This window comes from Novosphingobium marinum, from assembly GCF_013408095.1.
Taxonomy (GTDB): domain Bacteria; phylum Pseudomonadota; class Alphaproteobacteria; order Sphingomonadales; family Sphingomonadaceae; genus Novosphingobium; species Novosphingobium marinum.
Genome location: NZ_JACBZF010000001.1, coordinates 733,502 through 756,930, shown reverse-complemented (window position 1 = coordinate 756,930; position 23,429 = coordinate 733,502). Strand labels below are relative to the sequence as shown.

The 23,429-nt window shown below is 64.6% G+C and carries 25 protein-coding genes and 2 riboswitches; of the genes, 18 read left to right on the top strand and 7 right to left on the bottom strand.

Annotation, left to right across the window (positions count from 1 at the left end; translation table 11 throughout):
* Positions 1-4: 4 nt before the first annotated feature.
* A complete protein-coding gene (locus FHS75_RS03580) occupies positions 5-697 on the bottom strand; it encodes a sulfotransferase family protein (RefSeq protein WP_179406327.1) in 693 nt (230 codons plus the stop codon).
* 288 nt (positions 698-985) lie between these two features.
* Here FHS75_RS03580 and FHS75_RS03575 point away from each other — a divergent pair, with 288 nt between their 5' ends.
* The 4 genes from FHS75_RS03575 (at position 986) to FHS75_RS03560 (ending at position 4,494) form a co-directional block, all read left to right on the top strand.
* Complete coding sequence (locus FHS75_RS03575) at positions 986-2,119, top strand: site-specific DNA-methyltransferase (protein WP_179406326.1); 1,134 nt, start codon at positions 986-988, stop codon at positions 2,117-2,119.
* Positions 2,116-3,228, top strand: a complete 1,113-nt coding sequence (gene folP, locus FHS75_RS03570) for a dihydropteroate synthase (protein ID WP_179406325.1) — start codon at positions 2,116-2,118, stop codon at positions 3,226-3,228. Before FHS75_RS03575 ends, folP begins: the two co-directional genes overlap by 4 nt.
* A gap of 166 nt (positions 3,229-3,394) precedes the next feature.
* Positions 3,395-4,168 carry a Crp/Fnr family transcriptional regulator gene (locus tag FHS75_RS03565; protein ID WP_179406324.1) on the top strand — a complete coding sequence of 258 codons (774 nt, stop codon included), beginning with the start codon at positions 3,395-3,397 and terminating at the stop codon, positions 4,166-4,168.
* A gap of 98 nt (positions 4,169-4,266) precedes the next feature.
* Positions 4,267-4,494: a hypothetical protein gene (locus FHS75_RS03560; protein ID WP_179406323.1), complete on the top strand. Its 228-nt coding sequence runs from the start codon at positions 4,267-4,269 to the stop codon at positions 4,492-4,494.
* Here the strand turns inward: FHS75_RS03560 and FHS75_RS03555 are convergent, their stop codons facing one another.
* Positions 4,495-5,916, bottom strand: coding sequence for a sigma-54-dependent transcriptional regulator (locus FHS75_RS03555; protein ID WP_179406561.1), 1,422 nt, complete (start codon positions 5,914-5,916; stop codon positions 4,495-4,497).
* Between the two features lie 157 nt (positions 5,917-6,073).
* Between FHS75_RS03555 and FHS75_RS03550 the strand changes: the two genes are divergently transcribed.
* The 12 genes from FHS75_RS03550 (at position 6,074) to gcvPB (ending at position 16,885) form a co-directional block, all read left to right on the top strand.
* The gene (locus tag FHS75_RS03550) at positions 6,074-6,196 is read left to right on the top strand and encodes an aa3-type cytochrome c oxidase subunit IV (protein WP_179406322.1); all 123 of its coding nucleotides are present in this window, start codon (positions 6,074-6,076) and stop codon (positions 6,194-6,196) included.
* A gap of 6 nt (positions 6,197-6,202) precedes the next feature.
* Positions 6,203-7,336, top strand: coding sequence for an NAD(P) transhydrogenase subunit alpha (locus tag FHS75_RS03545; RefSeq protein WP_179406321.1), 1,134 nt, complete (start codon positions 6,203-6,205; stop codon positions 7,334-7,336).
* Between the two features lie 13 nt (positions 7,337-7,349).
* Positions 7,350-7,655, top strand: a complete 306-nt coding sequence (locus FHS75_RS03540) for an NAD(P) transhydrogenase subunit alpha part 2 (protein ID WP_179406320.1) — start codon at positions 7,350-7,352, stop codon at positions 7,653-7,655.
* A complete protein-coding gene (locus FHS75_RS03535; protein WP_179406560.1) occupies positions 7,655-9,133 on the top strand; it encodes an NAD(P)(+) transhydrogenase (Re/Si-specific) subunit beta in 1,479 nt (492 codons plus the stop codon). The genes FHS75_RS03540 and FHS75_RS03535 overlap by 1 nt, the downstream gene beginning before the upstream one ends.
* Positions 9,133-9,447 (top strand): hypothetical protein, encoded by a 315-nt coding sequence (locus tag FHS75_RS03530; protein WP_179406319.1) that lies wholly within the window; start codon positions 9,133-9,135, stop codon positions 9,445-9,447. The genes FHS75_RS03535 and FHS75_RS03530 overlap by 1 nt, the downstream gene beginning before the upstream one ends.
* Positions 9,448-9,526: 79 nt before the next feature.
* Positions 9,527-10,222, top strand: coding sequence for an aspartate/glutamate racemase family protein (locus FHS75_RS03525; protein ID WP_179406318.1), 696 nt, complete (start codon positions 9,527-9,529; stop codon positions 10,220-10,222).
* A gap of 1 nt (position 10,223) precedes the next feature.
* Entirely contained in the window at positions 10,224-11,384 is a 1,161-nt protein-coding gene (locus FHS75_RS03520; protein WP_179406317.1) for a deoxyguanosinetriphosphate triphosphohydrolase, read from the top strand.
* 13 nt (positions 11,385-11,397) lie between these two features.
* Positions 11,398-12,087, top strand: a complete 690-nt coding sequence (locus tag FHS75_RS03515) for an NAD(P)H-binding protein (RefSeq protein ID WP_179406316.1) — start codon at positions 11,398-11,400, stop codon at positions 12,085-12,087.
* Between the two features lie 63 nt (positions 12,088-12,150).
* Positions 12,151-12,255, top strand: a riboswitch (glycine riboswitch).
* A riboswitch (glycine riboswitch) is annotated at positions 12,256-12,370 on the top strand.
* A gap of 36 nt (positions 12,371-12,406) precedes the next feature.
* Positions 12,407-13,543 carry a glycine cleavage system aminomethyltransferase GcvT gene (gcvT, locus tag FHS75_RS03510; RefSeq protein WP_229735476.1) on the top strand — a complete coding sequence of 379 codons (1,137 nt, stop codon included), beginning with the start codon at positions 12,407-12,409 and terminating at the stop codon, positions 13,541-13,543.
* 10 nt (positions 13,544-13,553) lie between these two features.
* Entirely contained in the window at positions 13,554-13,925 is a 372-nt protein-coding gene (gcvH, locus tag FHS75_RS03505; RefSeq protein ID WP_179406315.1) for a glycine cleavage system protein GcvH, read from the top strand.
* Positions 13,926-13,928: 3 nt separating this feature from the next.
* Positions 13,929-15,287, top strand: a complete 1,359-nt coding sequence (gene gcvPA / locus FHS75_RS03500) for an aminomethyl-transferring glycine dehydrogenase subunit GcvPA (protein ID WP_179406314.1) — start codon at positions 13,929-13,931, stop codon at positions 15,285-15,287.
* The gene (gene gcvPB / locus FHS75_RS03495; RefSeq protein WP_179406313.1) at positions 15,284-16,885 is read left to right on the top strand and encodes an aminomethyl-transferring glycine dehydrogenase subunit GcvPB; all 1,602 of its coding nucleotides are present in this window, start codon (positions 15,284-15,286) and stop codon (positions 16,883-16,885) included. The genes gcvPA and gcvPB overlap by 4 nt, the downstream gene beginning before the upstream one ends.
* A 45-nt stretch (positions 16,886-16,930) precedes the next feature.
* Here gcvPB and FHS75_RS18065 read toward each other — a convergent pair whose 3' ends face one another.
* Together FHS75_RS18065 and FHS75_RS03490 are read right to left on the bottom strand one after the other, a co-directional pair.
* On the bottom strand, positions 16,931-17,059 hold the full coding sequence (locus tag FHS75_RS18065; protein WP_268234532.1) for a hypothetical protein: 129 nt from the start codon (positions 17,057-17,059) through the stop codon (positions 16,931-16,933).
* 83 nt (positions 17,060-17,142) lie between these two features.
* Positions 17,143-18,051, bottom strand: coding sequence for a DMT family transporter (locus FHS75_RS03490; RefSeq protein ID WP_179406312.1), 909 nt, complete (start codon positions 18,049-18,051; stop codon positions 17,143-17,145).
* A gap of 43 nt (positions 18,052-18,094) precedes the next feature.
* Here FHS75_RS03490 and FHS75_RS03485 point away from each other — a divergent pair, with 43 nt between their 5' ends.
* Positions 18,095-18,301 (top strand): hypothetical protein, encoded by a 207-nt coding sequence (locus tag FHS75_RS03485; RefSeq protein WP_179406311.1) that lies wholly within the window; start codon positions 18,095-18,097, stop codon positions 18,299-18,301.
* A 4-nt stretch (positions 18,302-18,305) separates the two neighbouring features.
* Here the strand turns inward: FHS75_RS03485 and FHS75_RS03480 are convergent, their stop codons facing one another.
* A complete protein-coding gene (locus FHS75_RS03480; RefSeq protein ID WP_179406310.1) occupies positions 18,306-19,832 on the bottom strand; it encodes a TadA family conjugal transfer-associated ATPase in 1,527 nt (508 codons plus the stop codon).
* A gap of 140 nt (positions 19,833-19,972) precedes the next feature.
* Between FHS75_RS03480 and FHS75_RS03475 the strand changes: the two genes are divergently transcribed.
* A complete protein-coding gene (locus FHS75_RS03475; protein ID WP_179406309.1) occupies positions 19,973-20,260 on the top strand; it encodes an HNH endonuclease in 288 nt (95 codons plus the stop codon).
* On the opposite strand, the gene FHS75_RS03470 is transcribed toward FHS75_RS03475, so the two are convergent.
* Positions 20,257-21,774, bottom strand: a complete 1,518-nt coding sequence (locus FHS75_RS03470) for an ArnT family glycosyltransferase (RefSeq protein WP_179406308.1) — start codon at positions 21,772-21,774, stop codon at positions 20,257-20,259. The genes FHS75_RS03475 and FHS75_RS03470 overlap by 4 nt on opposite strands.
* The gene (locus tag FHS75_RS03465) at positions 21,771-23,309 is read right to left on the bottom strand and encodes a hypothetical protein (protein ID WP_179406307.1); all 1,539 of its coding nucleotides are present in this window, start codon (positions 23,307-23,309) and stop codon (positions 21,771-21,773) included. Before FHS75_RS03465 ends, FHS75_RS03470 begins: the two co-directional genes overlap by 4 nt.
* Positions 23,310-23,429: the final 120 nt, after the last annotated feature.

The window sequence follows — 23,429 nt, the reverse complement described above, 5'->3', positions numbered from 1 at the left end:
AAAGCTAGGCGAAGGCCTTGGTTTTCAACTGGTCGATATAGGCGCGGCCGAACCGTTCCGCCGCTTCGGGATCCTGGGGGATGCCGCCCTCCTTGTCTGAGGCGCTCCCGAGTTCGTCCCGGCTGTTGACGCGAGGGAACTGCTCCGGCGGAACCGGCACTCCCAGGAACTCGCACAAAGGTTCCCATCCGTCCTTGGGATGGAAAAGCAGCAGCCGCTCGGGTGGAAGCATATCGACGACTTCGCGGTTACGGCGCACGAACCAGTCGGTCATGAAGGCCCGGTCACGGATATCGCCATCGAAATGCGCGAATATGGTTCCGTTCAGCATCGTCTCGATCGGGGTTCCCGCGATCGAGGCGAGCATGCGCTCGGCGAAAATGGTCTCGCTCACGGAATCGAACCAGCTATCCGGATCTCGCGTGGTGAGAATGAATTTCGCAGCCGGGTACTTTCCGGACAGTTCGCGCCAGTACGTGCATGCCGGATAGTCGGTCGTCGAGCGAAAGCCCTCGAAAATGGCGTCCCAGTCCGCCCGGCCCTGCGACGCCTCGATCCAGAGAGGAACATCCCGACGAGCCCGCGCGAAAACTTCGGACATATGGTAGCACGGGCCGAACCCGAGATGTTCGAGAGCGAACTTGAGCGAAAACGTCGCCGTCCTCCCGAGACCCGCTCCGATGACTTCGAGTGCCACTATGCTTCCCCTTCTGCATTTGCCGCGCGAGATAGCAGGGCGATCCGCACATGTCGCACCGCAATTTGCGATCGCCATATTCGACCGGGGGCGAGTCCTTCGAGTCACACCCCCGGATGTGGGGTGGTGGTGCGATCAAAAATACCAGATGCAGTAGGGGACTCGTTCCGTTCTCCTGCGGTTGAGACGATCTTAACCATGATCCCGTACGCATTCGGCGACATCGCGGCTTGACGCGGAGTCCGCGAGGAATCACCCTGTGGATAACCAAGGGGATAACGGGCAGGCATGGGTCAGACACTGGCGAGGGAACGGGCGCGCGCGACTGCGGTGCGCAAGGAGGCGAGTGCACCGCTTCCGCTTGGCACCATTCTGGGCGGAGACTGCGTTGAAGCGATGCGCGGGCTCCCGTCGGCATCGGTCGACATGGTCTTTGCCGATCCTCCCTACAACCTGCAGCTCGGCGGCGATCTCAACCGGCCCGACGGCAGCCACGTCGATGCGGTCACGGACGCCTGGGACAAGTTCGACAGCTTTGGGTCATACGATGCCTTCACGCGGGACTGGCTGACCGAAGCGCGGCGCGTCCTGAAACCCAACGGTTCGCTCTGGGTCATCGGCTCGTATCACAACATCTTCCGCGTCGGCGCGCAGTTGCAGGACCTGGGCTTCTGGATTCTCAACGATGTCGTCTGGCGCAAGTCGAACCCGATGCCGAACTTCAAGGGCACGCGTTTCACCAACGCGCACGAGACGCTCATCTGGGCCTCTATGGGCGAAAAGGCCCGCTATACTTTCAACTATCGCGCGATGAAGACGCTGAACGACGAGCTTCAGATGCGTTCCGACTGGGTGCTGCCGATCTGCGCAGGCCCGGAGCGGCTCCGCAAGGAGGGGGTCAAGGCGCACCCGACGCAAAAGCCCGAGGCATTGCTCTACCGCGTGATGCTGGCGACCACCAACAAGGGCGACGTCGTACTCGATCCCTTCTTCGGCACAGGCACGACGGGAGCGGTGGCAAAACGGCTCGGGCGCGAGTGGATCGGTTGCGAGCGCGAAGCCAGATACCGCGACATCGCGACGGAGCGGATCGAGGCGGCACTCCCGCTCGACGAGAGCGCGCTGACGACGATGCAGAGCCGCAAGGCCGCTCCGCGAGTGGCATTCGGCACGCTGGTCGAGACCGGGTGGATCGGGGCGGGCACGCCGCTGTTCGACAAGAAGCGACGTCACGTCGCAACCGTCCGCGCCGACGGCTCGATCGTTTCGGGCAGTGCCGACGGTTCGATCCACGGACTCGGCGCCAAGCTGCAAGGCGCGCCATCCTGCAATGGCTGGACATACTGGCACCTCGAGCACGAGGGCGCGACGAAGCCGCTCGATGCGATCAGGCAACTCTACCTCCTGGCTACCGAACCTTGAGCGCACGCGTCTACATCCGGCCGATCGCGCTGGCCGACAGCCCGCAAAGCGAGGAGGGCGAGGCGGTCCGCCTCGGCGGCGCGATGGTCTGGGCAAGCCGGTTCGCACTCATCGTGCGCGAGGGCGGCAAGGTGGTGTCCCGAAAGCGGCTGGGCGTTGCCGAAATAGCCAAGGCGATTGGCGCGCTGCCCGATCTGCTGGCTGCCGAAGCCGAAGCGCAGTGGGCGGCCTTTCGCCAGGTTCATGCGCCTCTCGACTGTGGCGAGCGCAAGATCAGGCTCGACCAGCCGCAGGTTCTCGGCATCCTGAATGTCACGCCCGACAGTTTCTCCGATGGCGGCGAGTTCCTCGACGATCCCGATGTCGCCAATGCGCACGCGGCCTCGATGCTCGAAGCGGGCGCGGCGATCATCGACGTGGGCGGCGAGTCCACGCGGCCCGGCGCGGCAGCGGTCTGGGAAGGGGACGAGCTCAAGCGCGTGATCCCCGCCATCGAGAGGCTGTCGGCGATGGGCGCGGCGATCAGCGTCGACACCCGGCGCCCGGCGGTGATGGAAGCTGCGCTGGCGGCAGGGGCGCACATCGTCAACGACGTTTCCGCGCTGCGCCACGATCCGCGCTCCATCGAACTCGCGGCACGGGCCGATGTGCCGGTCGTCCTGATGCACGCGCCCGGCGAAGGGCAGGATCTCCACGCCGGCGCGGACTACGAAGACGTGGTGCTCGACGTTTTCGACTGGCTGCGAGACAGGCGCGATGCGGCAATCGCGGCGGGGATCGCGCGCGACAAGATCATTCTCGATCCGGGTATCGGGTTCGGCAAGTCGCTTGCCGACAACCTTGCGCTCGTGAATGCGCTGGCGATGTTCCATGCCCTCGGCCAGCCTCTCCTGATCGGGGCAAGCCGCAAGCGGATGATCGGTGCGCTGTCGAACGAAGCGCCGGCGCACAAGCGGCTCGGCGGCTCACTAACGCTCGCCGTCAGCGCGATGGAGGCCGGCGTGCAACTCCTTCGTGTACACGACGTGGCCGAGACCGTGCAGGCAATCCATGTGTGGCGTGGACTGCGCGACGCAGCGCTGACCGATTTTGGACACCTGCCCGGCTGAATTGCCACAAATTCCAGCCTGCTCAACGGGTTGTGTGAAAAATCACACTAACCCAAGTTAATTCTTATCGTGGAATAGTGTAGCCTGCGCCCTTCGCGGCCCATGAAGCCAAGCGATGAGGGACCTGTTCTAGCTCCCGCTTTTAGCTGCGAGAGAGGAACTGCTGATGGCAGACCGACCGATGTCCGCCTTTTCCGATGAGCCCACCCTCGACGGTTACATCGCGAAACTGGAGAAGCGAAGCGAGATTTCGCCGGAAACGAAGGTGGCTTTCTGCAGCCTCAGGGCGCAGCGCATCGAACTGGCTTCGCACCAGGATTTCATCCGCGAGGGCGATGCGGTGGACCGGTGCAGCTTCGTGGAGGAAGGACTGGTCAGCCGGTACAAGACAATGCGCGACGGTGGCAGACAGATCCTGTCGTTCCACCTTCCCGGCGACATGATCGATCTGCACGCATCGCTGCTGCTGGTCGCCGATCACGGCGTTCGAACACACGTCCCGACCTCGATACTGACGGTCGCTGCGTCGGACATACTGGCCCTGGCAGCGGACTACCCGGAACTCGCCCGGGCATTCTGGTTCGACACTCTCGTCGATGCAGCCATATTCCGCGAATGGACTCTCAATGTCGGGCGCCGGTCGGCGCGCCAGCGGGTCGCGCACCTGCTGATGGAACTGGCCCATCGCTACAACCAGATCGGGGAGGGTGACGGCAGGCGCTTTCCGCTCCAGCTGATCCAGGCGGACATCGCCGACGCGACCGGGTTGAGCGCCGTCCACGTCAACCGCAGTCTCCAGTACATGCGCGGCGAGCGCCTGATCAGGACCCAGGGGCGAATGGTCGAGATAGAGGACAGGGAAGGACTGGCGAGACTGGCCGAATTCGACGACCGCTATCTCCATCCCGAAGGCCCGCGCCAGCACCCTCGCATCGACTAGCTGCAGAAAGGAACAGCGCAAAACTCCCCGCGTTCACCAAGGTTAAAGACAGCGACTTCGCGTCGCTGCATGCTGTTTGCCGTGTAAGAGGGACCGCGATGACAGAAACATACCGGCTTGTATTCGTTGATGACGGTGACGGACCGAAGACAGTGGAATTCGACGCAACGGACGCGGGCTCGGCGCTGGTAATCGCTCACGAGGAAGCGAAGCGGCGCTCGGCCGAATTGTGGCGAGGCGACGACAAGCTGTGCACGATCAAGCGCCTGCACGGCGTTTCCGGGGAAGAGTTCTGGCAGGTCGGGCCCGGCGACATCACAGGCTGATCAGGCCGCGTTGTCGATCCCGAGGTCGCTGAGCTTGCGATAGAGCGTCGAACGACCGATGCCGAGCCGGCGCGCGACTTCGGTCATGCGACCGCGATAGAGGCCGATCGCCAGCCGGATCACGTCCGCCTCGATCTCCTCGAGGGGGCGCAGGTTGCCGTCCGCGGTATAGAGCATCACCCCCGAACTCTCGTGGCCGCCGGACGCGGCAAGCGGCTGTTCTGCTCCGATCATGTCCATGAGCTGCGGAAAGTCGTGGCTGGTCAGCGCATCGCCGTCGCAGAAAACCGCGGCGCGAAACAGCACCGCCTGCAACTGGCGAACATTGCCCGGCCAGTCGTAGGCCGAGAGCAGCGAAAGCGCTCCGTCGGTGATGCCGAGCTCGCGAAGGCCGGGCTGCTCTCCGATACGGGCGAGGAAGTGTCGCGAGAGAGGTGGGATGTCGCCCGTGCGTTCGCGCAACGCGGGAAGCGAAACCGTTACGTGGGCCAGCGCCTCGTGCAGTTCGGGCAGGAAGATCCCGCCCGCCACCATGTCGCTCAGCGGAAGGTTGCTCGCCGCCACGATGCGTACGTCGACGCGAAAGCTGTGCCGCGCGCCGGTCGGTCGAACCTGCCCGGTGCGGACCGCTTCGAGCAGCCGGTCCTGCATTTCCATGGAAAGTCGGTCGATCTCGTCGATTACGAGCGTGCCGCCGTCGCAATTCTGCAACGCCCCGATCTGGCGGTCGAATGCACCGGGAAAGGCGCCTTTTTCATGGCCGAAAAGCGCGGATTCGACGGAATTCGCGGGCGTCGACCCGATGTTGACGATGCGCAGCGGAGCCTTGGCCCGCGGGCTTGCCGCATGCATCGCGCGCACCAGCATTTCCTTGCCGGTCCCGCTTTCGCCCTCGACGAGTACCGGATAATGACCACGCGCGGCTTTCGCGGCGACGGCGAGAGCAGCGCGAAACGTCGGGGTCGCTCCGATCATCGCCTCGAAGTCGGGGCTCGACGGCATCTTCTCGGTAAGCGGTGCGAGTTCGTCGCGCGGCGCTTCGAGGGTGGTGGCCATGCGCAGGGCCTGCATCAGGCGGTCGGGAGCGATCGGCTTGATGAGGTAATCCGTGGCGCCCGCGCGCATCGCCTCGACCGCGAGAAGCGGCGACGCGCTCGTGGTCAGCATCAGGATGGGAAGGGCGGGGCGGCGGCTCTTCAGTTCGGCGATCAGGCTGCAGGCGTCGTCGCCGGGAACCCACTGGTCGAGGATGATCGCGTTGAGCTGCATCCCCTGGCGGGTGCCGAGCATCGCGATCGCGGTCTCGGGATCGCCGGCGACGAGCGTGCGCCAGCCCTCTCGCGAGGCGAGCGCCGTGATCAGCCGGCACTGGGCCGGCTCGTCGTCGATCAGCATCAGTAGGCGTTCGTGCGTTTCCGCCATGGTCGGTTCGGGCAAGCCCTTCCCCTCGAAACTTGGTCAAGCGGCAATAGCGGCAACGGGTAAAGACCCTGTTAAGTGTCGCAGGGTTGAGCGCTTGCTGCGATGCAGCTAGAGGGCAGGTACGATGGCTTCGGCCCTCTTTACGGGAAGGATTGAGATGGCTTCTGGAAACGACATGAAGGCTGCCGAGAAAACCTATGGCGGTTTCACCGTGATGGTGAAGTGGGGCACGATCATCAGCGCGATCGTCGTCGTTATCGTCGTCGCACTGATCGCCTGATCCGGCATGGCGGGGGGACAGAGGATTGCCGTTCTCAAGGAGAGGACGGCAGGTGAAACCAGGGTCGCGGCAACGCCGGAGACGGTTAAGAAGCTGATCGGCCTGGGCGCGAGCGTGGCCGTGGAGCAGGGCGCGGGGCTTACCGCCTCGGTGTCCGATGCCGAGTACGCGGCGGCGGGTGCGGATGTCGTGTCCGCCGACGCGGTCGCGAAGGACGCGGACATCGTGATGGGCGTCCAGGGTCCCGATCCGGTCCAGCTTTCCGGAGCGAAGCCCGGTGCCTGGATCGTCGCCGGGCTCGATCCGTTCGGCAGGCGCGAGCGCATCGATTCCTATGCGTCGGGCGGCTACGAGGCGCTGGCGATGGAATTCATGCCGCGCATCACTCGCGCGCAGTCGATGGACATCCTCTCCTCGCAATCGAACCTTTCGGGCTACAAGGCGGTGCTTGCCGCTGCCGACACCTACGGCCGCGCCTTCCCGATGATGATGACCGCTGCCGGTACCGTGACTGCCGCGAAAGTCTTCGTGATGGGCGTCGGCGTCGCCGGGCTGCAGGCCATCGCCACCGCCAAGCGCCTCGGCGCGCAGGTTTCGGCTACCGACGTCCGCTCCGCAACCAGGGAACAGATCCAGTCGCTCGGCGCCAAGCCGATCTTCGTCGAGAACGTCGAGGGCATCGAGGGCGAGGGTTCGGGAGGCTACGCCACCGAGATGAGCGACGAATACAAGAAGGCCCAGGCCGAACTTGTATCCTCGCACATCGCCAAGCAGGACATCGTCATCACCACCGCGCTCATTCCGGGCCGGCCTGCGCCGCGTCTCATCACAGATGCGCAGATCGCGTCGATGAAGCCGGGCAGCGTGATCTTCGACCTGGCCGTTCCGCAGGGCGGCAATGTCGAGGGTTCCGTGGCCGACGAGCTGGTCGAAAAGCACGGCGTAAAGCTCATCGGCTTTTCGAACACGCCGGCACACCTGGCGGCGGACGCATCCGCGCTTTTCGCGCGCAACCTGTTCAATTTCCTGTCCGCATTCTGGGACAAGGAAGCCGGCAAGCCGATCCTCGACGAGGAAATCGGCGATGCCATTCGCCTGACGAAGGACGGCAAGGTCGTCAACGAACGGCTGCTTGGCTGAGGGGGGAAAGCCAATGGACTTCATTTCGATCCTGTCGATCTTCGTACTCGCCTGCTTCGTGGGTTACTACGTCGTCTGGTCGGTCACTCCGGCGCTGCACACGCCGCTTATGGCCGTCACCAACGCCATCTCCTCGGTCATCATCGTCGGCGCGCTGATCGCCGCTGCGGCCGCGGGCGTGCCCGCAGCCAAGTGGCTGGGCCTGATCGGTGTGGTGCTGGCCAGCGTCAACATCTTCGGCGGCTTTGCCGTGACCGAACGCATGCTTGCGATGTACAAGAAGAAAGAACGCCCGGCCAAGGAAGGGGGCAAGTCGTGATGGCGCCCGCTACCGTCGAGAGCGCCGTCGACTACGGCGCCGTCGCAGAGGCCGTGCACGCGGTGAACCCGTGGGTGGCCGTGGCCTACCTCGTTTCCGGGGTCCTGTTCATTCTCGCCTTGCGGGGCCTGTCCTCGCCCTCGACCTCGCGTCAGGGCAACCGCTTCGGCATGATCGGCATGCTGATCGCCGTTGTGACCACGCTCGTGACGCACGAGATCGCGAGCCTTCCCGAGATCCTGGTCGCGGTTGCCATCGGCGGCGGGATCGGTTTCGTGATCGCCCGCCGTATCGCGATGACGGCGATGCCGCAGCTCGTCGCGGCATTCCACAGTCTTGTCGGTTTGGCAGCAGTGCTCGTGGCCATGGCCGCGTTCTTCAATCCCGGAGCGTTCGACATCCTCGGCGCGGACGGCAACATCTTTGCGGTCAGCCGTATCGAGATGGCGCTGGGCGCAGCAATCGGCGCGATCACCTTCTCCGGTTCCGTCATCGCCTTCGCCAAGCTCAACGGCAACATGTCGGGCTCGCCGATCATGCTGCCCGCGCGCCATGTCATCAACCTCGGCACGCTTGCGGCGATCATCGTCCTGACCGGTCTGTTCGCGGCATCCGATGCTGCGGGTCCGGGCGAGAACTCGATGTTCTGGATCATCGTGATCCTCGCCTTCGTCATCGGCTTCCTGCTTATCATACCGATCGGCGGCGCGGACATGCCGGTCGTCGTCTCGATGCTGAACAGCTATTCGGGCTGGGCGGCGGCGGCGATGGGCTTCACGCTGCACAACACCGCGATGATCATCACCGGCGCACTCGTCGGTGCATCGGGCGCGATCCTTTCGTACATCATGTGTCGGGCGATGAACCGCAGCTTCATCTCGGTCATCGCCGGCGGCTTCGGAGCCGACAGCGGTGGCGGCGGTGGTGGGGCGGCGCAGACCGACCGTCCGTGGAAGCGCGGGTCCGCCGAGGACGCGGCCTTCATGATGAGCCAGGCCGAACAGGTCATCATCATCCCGGGTTACGGCATGGCTGTCGCCCAGGCGCAGCACGTGCTTCGCGAGATGACCGACCTGCTCAAGGAAAAGGGCGTGACCGTGAAGTTCGCGATCCACCCGGTCGCTGGCCGAATGCCGGGCCACATGAACGTGCTGCTTGCCGAAGCCAACGTCCCCTACGACGAGGTTTTCGAGCTGGAAGACATTAACGGCGAGTTCTCGCAGACCGACGTGGCTTTCGTCATCGGCGCGAACGACGTGGTCAATCCCGCAGCGCGCACCGACAAGTCCTCGCCGATCTACGGCATGCCGGTGTTCGACGTCGATAAGGCCAAGACGATCTTCTTCATCAAGCGCTCGATGGGCGGCGTGGGCTATGCGGGCGTCGACAACGACGTCTTCTACATGGACCAGACGATGATGCTGCTGTCCGACGCCAAGAAGATGGTCGAGGAAATCAACAAGTCGCTGGCCGACTGATGCAACGGATCATGGTCGCGGCGATGATCGCTCTCGCCGCGACCGGTTGCGTCCAGAAGATCGCCGAAAGCAGGGTGAGATCGGCGCTGGTCGATGCCGGCCTGTCCGACCGCAATGCCGACTGCATGGCCGGGCGAGTGGTGGACAGGATTTCGATCGGGCAGCTGAGAAAGCTCGAGGCGCTCGAGACGTTTGTCGGCGAACGCCGCCCGCTCGCCGATTACGTCGCTGCGGTGCGCCGTGTCGGCGATGCCGAGTTGCTCTCGGTAATCGCCAGTTCCGGCGCCTTGTGCACGACTGGATTGGCCCGCTAAGCTGGACGGGCTGCGCCGCCTTTGCAATACGGCGCCGCCAGAGGCGGGGAATCAGGGGCAAGGCGAAAGGACGTTCACGTTGCGCAAACTCGGCCTGATCGGCGGCTTGAGCTGGTATTCCACCCGTACCTACTACGAACACATCAACCGCGGTGTTCAACGGCGCGTCGACCGCAGGACCAGCGCGCCGCTGCTGATCGAGAGCCTCGATTTCTCGGGTCTGGTACGCTTGTCGAGCGCCGAGGACTGGAAGCGGGCGGGCGAGGAACTCAGTGCGTCGGCCAAGCGGCTCGAGGATGCGGGTGCCACGGCGATCATCATCGGCGCGAATTCCATGCACAAGGTCTTCGATACCGTGGCGGAGGCGGTGTCGGTTCCGATGCTGCACATCGCCGACTGCGTCGGGCGCAGAATGGCGCAGACCAAGGCTCGCCGCGCGGCGCTCGTCGGGACACGCAGCGTGATGATCGACAGCTTCTATCGCGAGCGGCTGATCGCCCACGACATCGAGCTGCTGCCGCCGCAGATGGACTTCGTCGAAACGCTCGACCGCATCATCTATGAGGAACTGATCTTCGGAAAGGCGGCGCGCCAGTCCGAGCGCGAGCTGAAGACGATCCTGACCAATCTCGCGCAGGACGGTGCCGATGCGGTCGTCCTCGGCTGTACCGAACTTGAAATGATCGTCGACGTCGATGCGAACGTGCTGCCGATATTCGACGGCACGAAGATTCACGCCGAGGCGGCGGTCGACTGGATCACGGAGCAGGCCTGACTTGGCACGCGCCGCATACGCTTCGGATCCGGCCGGATCGCGCGGGCGCGAGTTCCCGCTCGAGAACGCCGTCATGCGCGGTCCGCGCAGCGACTACCAGCGAGACCGCGACCGGATCATCCACTCGATCGCGTTCCGCCGGCTTCGCTACAAGACCCAGGTCTTCGTCGCACCCGACGGCGATCATTATCGCGTGCGCCTTACCCACAGCCTCGAAGTCGCGCAGATCGCGCGCGTCATCGCCCGCACGCTGGGCCTCGACGAGGACCTGACCGAGGCGCTGGCCCTCGCCCACGACATAGGCCACGCCCCGTTCGGGCACGCCGGGGAAGCGGCGCTGAACGATGCGATGCACCGCCACGGCGGTTTCGACCACAATGCGCACTGCCTGCGGGTGCTCATGCGGCTCGAATCGCCGTACTGCGAGCACGACGGGCTCAACCTGACCTGGGAGACGCTGGAGGGGCTTGCCAAGCACAACGGGCCGGTGGTCCGGCCCAACTGGGCGCTCGAGGCTCTCGATGCGAGCTATCCGCTCGAGTTGGAATCGTGGCCATCGCTCGAAGCGCAGATCGCCGCGCTGTCCGACGACATCGCCTACGACAATCACGACATCGACGACGGCTTGCGCGCCGGTTTCCTCGATCTCGACGAATTGCTCGCGCATGCCTTTGTCGCCGACCGCTGGCGCGAGGTAGAGCGTCGCTATCCGGGAGCGCCACGCGACCGGCAACTGCGGGAACTGATCCGCAGCCAGATCGGAATGATGGTGAACGACCTCATCGGAGAAACCCGAAAGCGCTGCGCCGGGATGGAAACGGCCGATGACGTGCGCTGCGCCGACCGGGCGACGGCTGCGTTCTCTCCGCCCCTCGAAGCCGAGGAACGGCGCTTCAAGAAATTCATGTACGACAAGCTCTACTACCATCCCGAGCAGGTTGAGACAGCCCGGCGCGCCCGCGAAGTGGTCGGCGAGCTCTATGTCGCGTACTCGCAGGAGCCGGTCCTGATGGACGAGGAATGGATCGACGGGCTGCCACGCGTCGAACCGGACCGGTCGCGCCATATTGCCGACTACATCGCCGGGATGACCGATCGGTTCGCTTTGTCCCGCCACGCCGAAATCTTCGGCACCACCCCTGCCGCGCTCAGCAACGTCTAGGCGCTTGCAGGACGTGGCTTCCGCAGGAGAACCGCTGCGCATCTGCCTTGTCGGGGCGACCGGGCTGGTCGGTTCGAGCCTTTTGCGCATTGCCGTGGGTCGCGACGATGTTCGCATCGTGGCCGTCTCCCGGCGCGAAGCGGCGCTCCCGCCGGGAGCACGCATGGAGATGCGCGTCGCTCCGCCCGAGCAGTGGTCCTCGGCCATCGCGCAAGCCGGTGCCGACGTCCTGGTGAGCGCGCTCGGAACGACCCGCCGAAAGGTGGATGGCGACGAGCAGGCATTTCGGGCGGTCGATCACGAGCTGGTTCTCGATGTTGCGCGCGCGGCTATGGAGGCGAGCGTTGATCGGATGATCGCGGTGTCCTCGGTCGGTGCCGACACTGGCTCGCGAAATTTCTACCTGCGTACGAAGGGCGATACCGACGATGCGCTCGCGAAGATGGGTTTCCGCCGGCTCGACATTCTGCGCCCCGGGCTCTTGCGCGGCCCTCGCGCGGAATCGCGCCCGCTCGAGCGAGTGGCGCGGATCGCCAGCCCGTTCACCGACCTGCTCCTTCGCGGCAATGCCAGACGGTATCGTTCGATCCCTGCGACGACCGTCGCGCTTGCGATGATCGGGCTGTCGAAGGAGCGTGCCTCCGGGCGCTTCGTGCATGAGCACGACGCCCTGATCCGGGCGGCCAGACGAGCCGGGGGGTAATTTCGCAGTCGCAGCATGGGCTCGCTTGACTTGTCCATGGGCGGCAGCCATCTTCGAAGCATCGCTGATAGCGCGGGAGAGTCCCTTCGATTCGCCGTAAACGGATCGCAGGGCGCCGAAGGAGCAACCGCCCCGGAATCTCTCAGGCAAAGGGACCGCGCCTGTCGATAGCGATACTCTGGAAAGTGCAGGAGCCCTTCGGGAATCTGCCGCCGAAGGGGTAACCCGGCCTCACTCAGGGAACCGGGGAAAGCTCTCAGGCTTCCGTGACAGAGGGGGCACCAGAAACGGTGTACCATTCCTGTCGCGGAGCCATGCCTTGAACGACAATTCCGACGAAGACATCGAACCGCAGGCGCCGCTGATGCTGCCGCTTTCTGAGTGGCATCGCCAGCGCGGCGGGCGGATGGTCGAATTCGCCGGGTACATGATGCCGGTCCAGTACGAGGGCATCATCGCCGAACACCTCTGGACGCGCGAGCACGCCGGCCTGTTCGATGTCAGCCACATGGGACAGCTCATCGTCAGCGGCGATGGCGCGGCGCAGGCTCTCGAAGCGGTCTTGCCCGGCGACATCTCCGCCCTGAAACCGGGGCGCGTGCGCTATTCTCTGCTGCTCAACGAAGAGGGCGGCATCATCGACGACCTGATGGTGACGAATGTCTCGAGCGACGACGAGGCCTCGTACTACCTCGTCGTCAATGGCGCGACCAAGTGGGACGATATCGGGCACCTGCGCGAGCATCTGCCCGACGAATTCACGCTCAACCACCTCGAAGACAGGGCGCTGCTGGCGTTGCAGGGGCCTGCGGCGCATTCCGCGCTGGATCGCGTTTTCCCCGGCGTGGCGGACCAGCTCGTGTTCATGCGCGGCACCGGGTTCGAATGGGAAGGTGTCATGGTCGGTGTCGGCCGGTCGGGTTATACCGGCGAAGACGGTTTCGAGATCGGCGTGCCGGCAAGCCACGCGGAGCGGCTCGCAGACGCGCTGGTTGCATTGCCCGAGGTAAAGCCGGTCGGGCTGGGAGCGCGCGACTCGCTCCGGCTCGAGGCGGGGCTTCCGCTCTACGGGCACGACCTGACCGAACAGAACGATCCGGTCAGTGCCGACCTTGCATTCGCCATATCGAAGCGGCGGCGCGCGGAGGGTGGCTTCCTAGGTGCCGACGCGGTGCTGCCGTTGCTGGAAAAGGGAACGCCGCGCAAACGCGTCGGCCTGCTGCTCGACGGAAAGATGGCGGCCCGCGAGGGCGCGCCGGTTCTTTCGGGGCAAGACAACGTCGGAACCGTCACGTCCGGTGGCTATTCGCCCAGCCTCGAACGGCCGATCGCGATGGCCTACGTCGATTCCGCGCTGGCGGAGGAGGGAACAGCCCTCTGCGTCGAGATGCGCGGTCGCGAGCTTAGCGCGACGGTCACACCCATGCCTTTCGTACCCCATCGCTATCATCGCTGAGGAGCAATCGATGAGCCGCTATTTCACCAAGGATCACGAGTGGATCGACGTCGACGGGGATACCGGGACCGTCGGCATTACCGACTACGCCCAGCATCAGCTCGGCGACATCACGTTTGTCGAGCTTCCCGAAGCAGGGAAAGGTGTGAAGAAAGGCGATGCGGTTTCGGTCGTCGATTCGGTCAAGGCCGCGTCCGATGTCTACACGCCCGTTACCGGCGAAGTTAGCGAGAGTAACGCCGCGCTCGAGGACCAGCCGGAGCTGGTCAATACCGACGCAGAGGCCGAAGGCTGGCTGTTCAAGGTGAAGCTCACCGAAACGGGCGAACTCGACGCGCTCATGGATCGCGAAGCCTACGACAACTACGTCGGAACGCTCTGATCAATGCGCTACCTGCCCCTGACCGAGACCGACCGTGCCGAAATGCTTGCCGCGGTGGGCGCCGGTGCGATCGATGATCTGTTCGTCGATGTGCCGAAGGACCTGCTGCTCGGCGAACCGATAGAGGGACTGCCGCTGCACGCCAGCGAAATGGCGGTCGAGCGGCACATGTCGCGGCTTGCCGGACAGAACCTCTCTGCCGGCGAGGCCCCGTTCTTCATTGGCGCGGGCGCGTATCGCCACCACGTTCCGGCAACCGTCGACCACCTGATCCAGCGCGGCGAGTTCCTTACCGCCTATACGCCCTACCAGCCGGAGATCGCTCAGGGCACGCTTCAGGTCCTTTTCGAGTTCCAGACGCAGGTCGCCCGGCTGTTCGGCACGGACATCGCGAATGCCTCGATGTACGATGGCTCGACGGCCTGCTGGGAAGCCGTGCAGATGGCCGATCGGATTACCAGGCGCGACCGGGTTGTGCTGTCGGGCGGGCTGCATCCGCATTACGTTTCGACGATCCGCACAATGGCGCGCTTCACCCGGGACGAGATCGACAGCCGTGTGCCGGTGCTCGATGCGGAACCCGACGATGCCGCCCTGATCGAGGCGATTTCCGACGAAACGGGATCGGTTGTCGTGCAATATCCCGATATCCTCGGGCGTGTACCCGACCTTGCCGCCATCTCCGACGCCGCGCATGCGAAAGGCGCCCTGCTGATCGTCGTGGTAACAGAACCCGTCGCGCTCGGCCTGATCGAGGCGCCGGGCAAGCTGGGCGCGGACATCGTGGTGGGCGAGGGGCAGTCTCTTGGCGTTGGCCTCAGTTTCGGCGGCCCCTACCTCGGGTTGTTCGGCTGCCGAGAGAAGTTCGTCCGCCAGATGCCGGGACGTGTCTGCGGGGAAACCGTCGATGCCGATGGCAAGCGCGGGTTCGTCCTGACCCTGTCTACGCGCGAGCAACATATCCGGCGCGAGAAGGCGACGAGCAATATCTGCACGAATTCAGGCCTCTGTGCGCTGGCCTTCAGTATTCACATGACCCTTCTGGGCGGAGGGGGGCTGGCGCGGCTCGCCCGTCTCAACCATGCCAGAGCGCGCAAGCTGGTGGACCGGCTCGAACGGATCGAGGGCGTTTCCTGCCTCAACCATGCCTATTTCAACGAGGTGACGATCATTCTGCCGCAGGACGCGCGCGAAACAGTCCGCGTGCTTGCCGACCGCGGTGTGCTCGCCGGGGTTTCGCTGGGACGGCTCTATCCCGATGCGAACGAACTCCATCGGGGTCTCCTCGTCACGGCGACAGAGACGGTATCGGACGAGGACATCGAAACCTTCGCATCGGCGCTTGAAGGAGTACTGGCATGACCGCGCACAACCCGTCAGGCTGGCGTCCGGCGATGGGCGAACCCGGCGAAGCGGCCAGCGTTCCGACCCGGAGCGGAGACCGGGCCCTGATGCTCGAGGAAGCGCTGAGCTTCGAGATCGGATCGCCGGAGAAATGCGGAGTCGATCTTGACGATGCCAATGTCGAGCCGATCGCCGGGCTCGGCAGGTTCCTGCGCGAAGGCGCGCCCGACCTGCCCGGCCTGACCGAGCCGGAGACGGTGCGGCACTACACGCGGCTTTCGCGGCAGAACTACGCGATCGACCTTGGCCCGTTCCCGCTGGGATCGTGTACCATGAAGCACAATCCCCGGCTCAACGAGAAGATCGCGCGCCTGCCCGGCTTTGCCGACGTGCATCCGCTCCAGCCCCAGCAGACGGTGCGCGGCGCCTACGAGGTGATCGCGCAGCTTGCCGACTGGCTGATGACGCTGACGGGCATGGCCTCGGTCGCGATGTCGCCCAAGGCAGGCGCGCACGGCGAACTCTGCGGCCTCCTGTGTATCCGGGCAGCGCACGATGCGAACGGCGAGCAACGTTCGGTCGTGCTCGTTCCCGAAAGCGCCCACGGTACGAACCCGGCCACCGCCGCCTTCGCCGGATACGAGGTCGAGGACATTGCCGCGACGCCCGAAGGCCGCGTCGATCTGGAGGCCCTGAAGGCACGCCTGGGGCCGGACATTGCGGGAGTGATGATCACCAATCCCAACACCTGCGGCCTGTTCGAACGCGACATGAGAGCAATCTGCGAGGCGGTGCATGCGGCTGGCGGGTACGTCTACTGCGATGGCGCAAATTTCAACGCGATCGTCGGCAAGGTCCGCCCCGGGGACCTTGGCATCGATGCGATGCACATCAACCTGCACAAGACGTTCTCGACCCCGCATGGCGGCGGCGGGCCGGGCTCCGGCCCGGTCGTCCTGTCCGAAGCGCTTGCTCCCTTCGCGCCGCTACCCTTCGTAATGCGCGATGCCGGAGGCGCTCCGTACCTCGTGGAGGAAGAGGACGGCGCAACAGACCATCCGCACAGTTTCGGGCGCATGGCGGCTTTCAACGGGCAGATGGGCATGTTCACGCGCGCGCTCGCCTACATGCTGAGCCACGGTGCGGATGGCTTGCGTCAGGTCGCGGAGGACGCTGTGCTCAACGCGAACTACGTCCTGCGCCGTTGCGAGGACGTTCTGCAGGCGCCCTACGCCGGCAGCGGCCCGTGCATGCATGAGGCCCTGTTCGGCGAGGCGGGGCTGGCCGAGGGTTTCTCGACCCTCGATATTGCAAAGGGCCTGATCGACGAGGGCTTTCACCCCATGACCGTCTATTTCCCGCTTGTGGTGAAGGGCGCAATGCTGGTGGAGCCCACCGAAACGGAAAGCCGCGTCGGCCTCGACCGCTTCATCGAAAGCCTGCGCTCGGTAGCCGAGCGTGCCCGGAATGGCGACGACAGCCTCAAGAGCGCGCCCCACTTTGCGCCGCGCCGCCGGCTCGACGAAACGCAGGCGGCCCGCAAGCCTGTTCTGGTCTGGAAGGGCGAACCCGGTCCGTCGGGGCAAGGCGCGCCGAGCGAGTTGGGCGGTCAGTAGGCCGGTCGGACGGGCGCGGCGAGGCCCGTCCTTCCGCAAGGCGGTTCAGATTTCCTCGTCCACCTCGTTGGCGGCGGATTCGAGGTCCTGCCCGGCACCGCGAACGGTGTTGCAGGCCGATGCCGACAGGACGATGCTTCCCGCAGCGAGCGCCAATAGGACTTTCTTGATCATCAACTGCTTCCTTTGCAACACAGCCGCATGCGGCTGCGCTCCCGGAAACGCTTCATTGGGTGCCGGGTTCCGCGCGTTGCGACTCAGTCGAGTTCCTGGGCATTCGCGACGATTGCAGCCTTGCGCAACAGGTTCTGCCGCCATGCGATTATGCCTCCCGCCACGATGATGACCGGCGCGCCCACGATCGTCCAGGGCGTCGGCAACTGGTCCCAGACCAGCCACCCCGAGAGCGTGGTCCAGATAAGCAGCGAGTAGTCCATGACGATCACGGTCGCCACCGTGCCGTAACGCAGGGCAAGCGTCATCACGAACTGGGCGAACGTGCCGACAGTGCCGACACCCATGAGGATGAGCCAGCCTTCCAGATCGTGCGCGGTGGCGTAGACCGGCAGGACCAGGGCCGTGAAAAGCGCTCCGAACACGGCGAACCAGAAGACGCAGGCGAGCGCATCGTCGCTCTGGGCGAGATCGCGAATCTGGAAACTCACCACCGCGACCAGGAAACCGGCAGCCAGTCCCGCCGCTGTGCCGAGCGGCGAGATCACTTCGGCATTCCCCGGCTGCGTGATGACAAGCACTCCGACGAAGCCGAGTATGACTGCCGCCCAGCGCCACGGCCCGACATGCTCGCGAACGAAGAGGGCGGTCAGCACGACCGCGAACAGCGGGGTCGTGAAGCCGAGGGTCGTGGCTTCCGCGAGGGGGAGCAACGTGACCGCGCCGAAACTGCAGAGCATGGCGGTCATGCCGGTCGTCGCGCGGATGGCATGGCTCGACATCCGGCGCGTCCGCAACCGGGCAATTCCGCCTGTCGCCATAAGCCAGGCGAGCAATAGCGGAACGGTCACTGCCTGTCGCCAGAACATGACCTCGGGCAATGCAATCCCGCGGTCGCCTGCCATCTTCACGAGCGTCATCAGCGAAGCGATCAGCACCATTGCGACGAGGCGGAGCACAATGCCCAGCAGCGGATGCTCTGATTCTGACACTAGACGGCTTTAACTTGACGCTCGCCGGGGGCAAGGGGCGCGCATGAACGAGTTGCCGACAGGATTCGTCACGGCGGGCATTATCGCCGCGGTCGTGGCCGTCATCGCATGGAGCGCCGACCGCCGACGCACGCGTCGTCGCAATCCCGATGCGGTGGGGTTCATGCCCTGGACGGGGATCTTCATGCTCGCGCTCCTGATCGCGAGCGTGTTCCTCGGACTTGCGGCGCGGGCGTGGTTCGCCGGCTAATGCGTCAGAGGCAGGCTTCCAGGTAGGCCTGGTCGAAGCCGAACTGGCGGGCCTTTTCCAGCGTGTAGGGACGCAGGCCCGATGCGCGGAACTCGCCGAGGATCTTGCCGTCTTCGGTTTCGTCCAGGTATTCGAACTTGAACAGTTCCTGCGTCACGATCACTTCGCCTTCCATCCCGATCACCTCGGTGATGTTGGTCGTGCGACGCGAACCGTCGCGAAGGCGCTTCACCTGGACGATGAGGTCGACCGATTCGGCGATCTGGCGGCTGATGGCTTCCTTCGGGATCTTGATGTCGCCCATCAGGATCATGTTTTCCATACGACCGAGGCATTCGCGCGGGCTGTTGGCGTGAAGCGTACACATCGAACCATCGTGGCCGGTGTTCATCGCGGCGAGGAGGTCGAAGCATTCGGCGCCGCGAATCTCGCCGAGGATGATGCGGTCGGGCCGCATACGCAGGGCGTTCTTGACGAGGTCGCCGATGGTGATTGCGCCCTGGCCCTCGAGGTTCGGAGGCCGCGTTTCGAGCGGCAGCCAGTGCGGTTGTTGCAGCCGGAGTTCGGCCGCGTCCTCGATGGTCAGCACGCGCTCGCCCGGATCGATCATCTTCGACAGGGCGTTGAGCATGGTCGTCTTACCCGAACCGGTACCGCCCGAGATGACGACATTCATCCGGCACGCACCCGCGATCTTGAGCGCCGTGCACATCTTCTCGTTCATCGAGCCGAAGTCCTTGAGCATGTCGAGGGTAATCGGCTTTTCGGAGAACTTACGAATGGAGATCGCCGTGCCGCGCAGCGAGAGCGGGGGGACGATCACGTTGACGCGGCTGCCGTCCTTGAGGCGAGCGTCGGCGAGGGGCGTGGTCTGGTCGACGCGGCGGCCGACCTGGTTCACGATCCGCTGCGCGATCTGGAACAGGTGCTGTTCGTCGCGGAACTTGATGGTCGAGACCTGCAGCTTGCCCTTCTTTTCGACGTAGGTCTGGTCGGGTCCGTTGACCATGATGTCCGACACGTCGGGGTCGTTGAGCAACTCCTCCAGCGGCCCGAAGCCGAGCAGTTCGTCGATCAGCACCTTTTCCAGAGCGAACTGCTCGCGCCGGTTGAAGGTGATCTTGAGCTCGGCGAGCACCTCCATGATGATCGGCCGGAATTCTTCGGACAGCTCTTCCTTGGTCAGGGTCGCCGCCGCTTCGGGATCGACGCGTTCGAGCAGGCGCGGGAGGACCTGTTCCTTGATCTTGTGGACCGAGGCTTCGAATCCCGATTGCTCGCTCAGATCCTCGTGCACGGCATTGGCGCGGTCGTGCAGTCGGGTCATCGCATCCGACAGGATCGGCGGCATCGCCTCTTCCTGATCGGTTCCGGCACCGGGAATCGGCGGGAACTGGTCGCCCGGGACCGGAGGCTTGGCGGCGGGTGCTTCCGGTTGCGAGCCGCCCTTCATGGGCCGGGCGACGCCGAATGCCGGACGCGCGCCCGCTCCCATGCCGCCCACGCCGTTGCGTCGCCCGAATGCACTCATCTTGAGACCTGCCTTCTCGTCGGTACCGGCGCCGCTTCGCAACGATGCACGATGCAACGCCCTGGTTCGAAGGGCTTTGATAAGGTTGAAACTTTGATAACTCCCTAATGGGACGGGCGCAGCAAGCCTACGGAGTAGCCATGTCGGAAAAGCCCGATGCCGCCACCTGCTGGCTCTGCGAGCGGCCGCTCGGCCTCAGGATCGAATGGCACCATCCGGTTCCCAAGAGCCGCAAGGGGCGCGAGACGGTGCCGGTGCATCCGATCTGTCACCGGAGGCTCCATGCGAATTTCAGCAATGCGGAACTGGCGAGATTCGGAGGCGATGCGGCCTTTGTGCGCAGACAGCCTGCTATCGAGCGCTTCCTGAAATGGATTGCGAAGCGACCGCCGGACTTTCATTCGCGTACCGCCAGGCCCAGGCGCTAGTCCCTGCCTTTTGCGCAATCGCCATAGATTTGCACGTCGTAGCGCGAGTAGTAGTCGATTACCTCTCGCGTAAACCATAGCCGGCAACCTTCGACGTAGGCGTTCACTTTCCGCGAGGTTTCAAGGTTCAGCGCGCCCTCCGGAAACTCGGCCGCCTTGATGACGACGCTCGGACGCCAGTCAAGGATGCGGTCCGTTTCCTCGCCCGTGTCGAGATGGCTGACGTCGTTCTCGGGGCGGTGAAACAGGTGCGCGGGAAAGGTGAGCGGACTCGGCGGATGGGAGCCGGCGAGCGTATTGAGGTAATTCGGTCCCTGGTAGACGAACAGCCGAGGGGCCGCGTCGCGGGCGCGAATTTCGTCCACGATCCGCGCCATCGCGGCACGGGATTCGCGATGCTTTGCAAAGTCGTGCGTCGGTCCGACCATCCATGCAAAGACGATGACGAATATCGCAAAGACCGGTCCGGCCCTGCGCCATTCCAGCGCAGGCGCTGCCATGACCGCCAGCGGCAGCATGAGGGGCAGCGCATAATGATCGATGTAGTTCGGCACCAAGGCAAAGCCCACGAACGCGGCTGCCAGCCACCCGGCGAGAAACGGCCGGTACGGCGCGTTGCGCAGCAGCGCAAGCCGGGCGATGGCCGGGAGCAGCGCCGGGCTGGCTATGATGGCGAGAGCGCGTAATCTTGCCGCCGCGTCATTGTCGGCATCGTAGGCCTTGTCGAGGTTCGAGGTGACCAGAGCGTGCCAGAACTCGGCGAAATGCCCGATACCTGCATAAAAGAGCGCAAACAGGACCATCGGTGCGGCGCCGGCCGCGGCAAGCCGAAACCCGGACCTGAACAGCGCGGCAGGTGAGACGGCGCGGCTTAGCTGCCAAAGGACAAAACAGCCCAGAAACACGCCTTCGACGGCGGCAGTCAGCTTGAAGGTGATCGCGAATCCTGCGCTCGCCATCGAAAGCCAGACGCGTGGCGGGATCCTGCCTTCTCGCAAGTCTCCGATACCGCTCATTACGCCGAGTGCGGAGAGGGCTACGAACAGATTGTAAAAAACCGGCGCCTGTCCACCCCCGCCACCGAACAGCGGCAGCATCGCGAGGTATAGAAGGCCCGCGAGTATGGCCCCGACCCGGCCTGCGGACCGCTCCGCGATCATGTTGACGACGAATGCGGTCGTCGCCGCGAACAGGGCCGCCGCGAACTGGTACGCGACGACTGCGGACGAGAAGGCGGCGATACCCGCGTAGGTCAGGAACAGGCCGGGCCCCTTGCGATCCCACATGTCGACGTAGGGTAGCAGCCCTTCGTGCATGCGCTGGCCGATCGTGAAGTACAGCAGCTCGTCGCTGTGGTAATTTGTATCGCCGAACATCGCGACGCGCGTCGCCAGAGAGGCGAGCAGGAACAGTGCGAACTGCGCCGCGCGCGACGCGAACGCCCGCGAAACGGCAGCGCCCAGGTCGAAGCCGGACTGACGATCCACAGCGATGTCCTGTGCAGCGGCGGTCATCCGGTCTTTCCTTCCGAGCGTCCACACCCGGTGTGGACCGTGATTTCATACGGTCCCCGCAAGTCCTGCAAGCGGTGGTCGAAAGAGACCCGGCACCGCGCCGAGATATATGCGCGCACAAGGGCCATCGTCTCGGGATTGTAAAGGTCGGCTCCCTCGCGCTTCCTCCAGACAACGGTCGTCGGACGGGCGGCCAGCATACTTTGAAACGCGGTCGCCGTATCGACATGGCTGACGTTTCGCTCGGGAAGGTAATTGGTGTGCAGCGGGAAGATCAGCGGCGATACGGGGTGGGAGCCGGTCAGCTGGTAGAGGTAGACCGGACCATCGAAAACGAGCAACCGGGGCGCGGGATCGGCTGCTTCGATGCGGGCCGCAAGCGCTGTCATTTCACTGGCGGAGCGGAATCCGCGACCGAAATCGGTGACGGGAACGGCGGATAGGTAGAGAGCTATCAGCCCCGCAGCTACCGTCGGCCCGACCATACGGCGCGAGAAAAATGCGGCGCCGGCGAGGGAAAGCGGGACCAGAAGCGGCAGGACATAATGGTCGATCAGGTTGGGTACCGCGAGAAAACCCGCCGCAGCCGCAGCCAGCCAGCCGTAAAGGAAAGGAAATTGCGGGTGTGCTAGTTGTCCGAGCCTGTGCAGGCTCAGGACGGCAACGACCAGCAAGGGCGCAAGCTCGATCGCGAAGATCGCCAGCCTCCCGGTCCAGTTCCCGCCCGCGTCGTATTGCTTTGCAAGGTTGGCCGTCACCATCGCGTGCCAGAACTCCGCGAAATGACCTTGGAGCGCAAAGAACAGTGTGAAGGCCAGCATCGGCAACGCCCCGGCGAGCGCGAGCCTTGCTCCGCGCTTCACGAGGCTTGCTGCCGAGAAGCCGGAGGAGCGCAGTAGCCACAGGATGTAGAGGCCGAGAAAGCCGCCTTCGAATATCGCGGTCTGCTTGAAGGAGATCGCGATCCCGGCGAGCACCATCGCCAGATAGCATGCGTGATCGATCCGACCACGGCGGAGTTCGCCGCTCTTGCGAAGCACCAGAAGCGCCGAGATCGCGATGGCGAGGTTGTAGAAGACTGCCGCCTGGCCTCCGGCGCCGCCGAATTGCAGGATCGCGGCTGCATAGACCGTACCTGCTGCAACAGCGCCGAACGCCGAAGCGAACTCGCGCGCCAGCAGGGCAATCACATAGCCGGTCGCGGCAACGCTCAGCGACGCGGCGACATGAACGACGGAGATCGAGGACGATATCGCAGCCAGCAGGTAGAAGAACGCAAAAAGCCCGGGTGGCTTCCGATCCCACAGGTCGACGTAGGGGAGCATGCCATCATGCATCCGCTGCCCGACGAGGAAGAACAGAAGCTCGTCCTCCTGGTAGGAAAGATCGCCCAACGTCCACAGCCGGGTGAGGATCGCGAAGGCAAGGAACCAGACAGCGGCCCAGGCGCGCCAGGCGCTCGCGCGATCGGACGGGAGCCGTGCATGCCGGAGACCGCCGCGCCCGTCGCTCGATATGGCGGCCGTGCCTGCCAAATTCCTTAACCCCCCGGAGCCGGATCGGCTCGTCCGGGAATGGTTAATAGGCGGCAAATCTTGCCAAACCGGAAACGAATAAAGGCGCCGTCCGCTTCCGGACGACGCCTCCCGAATTCA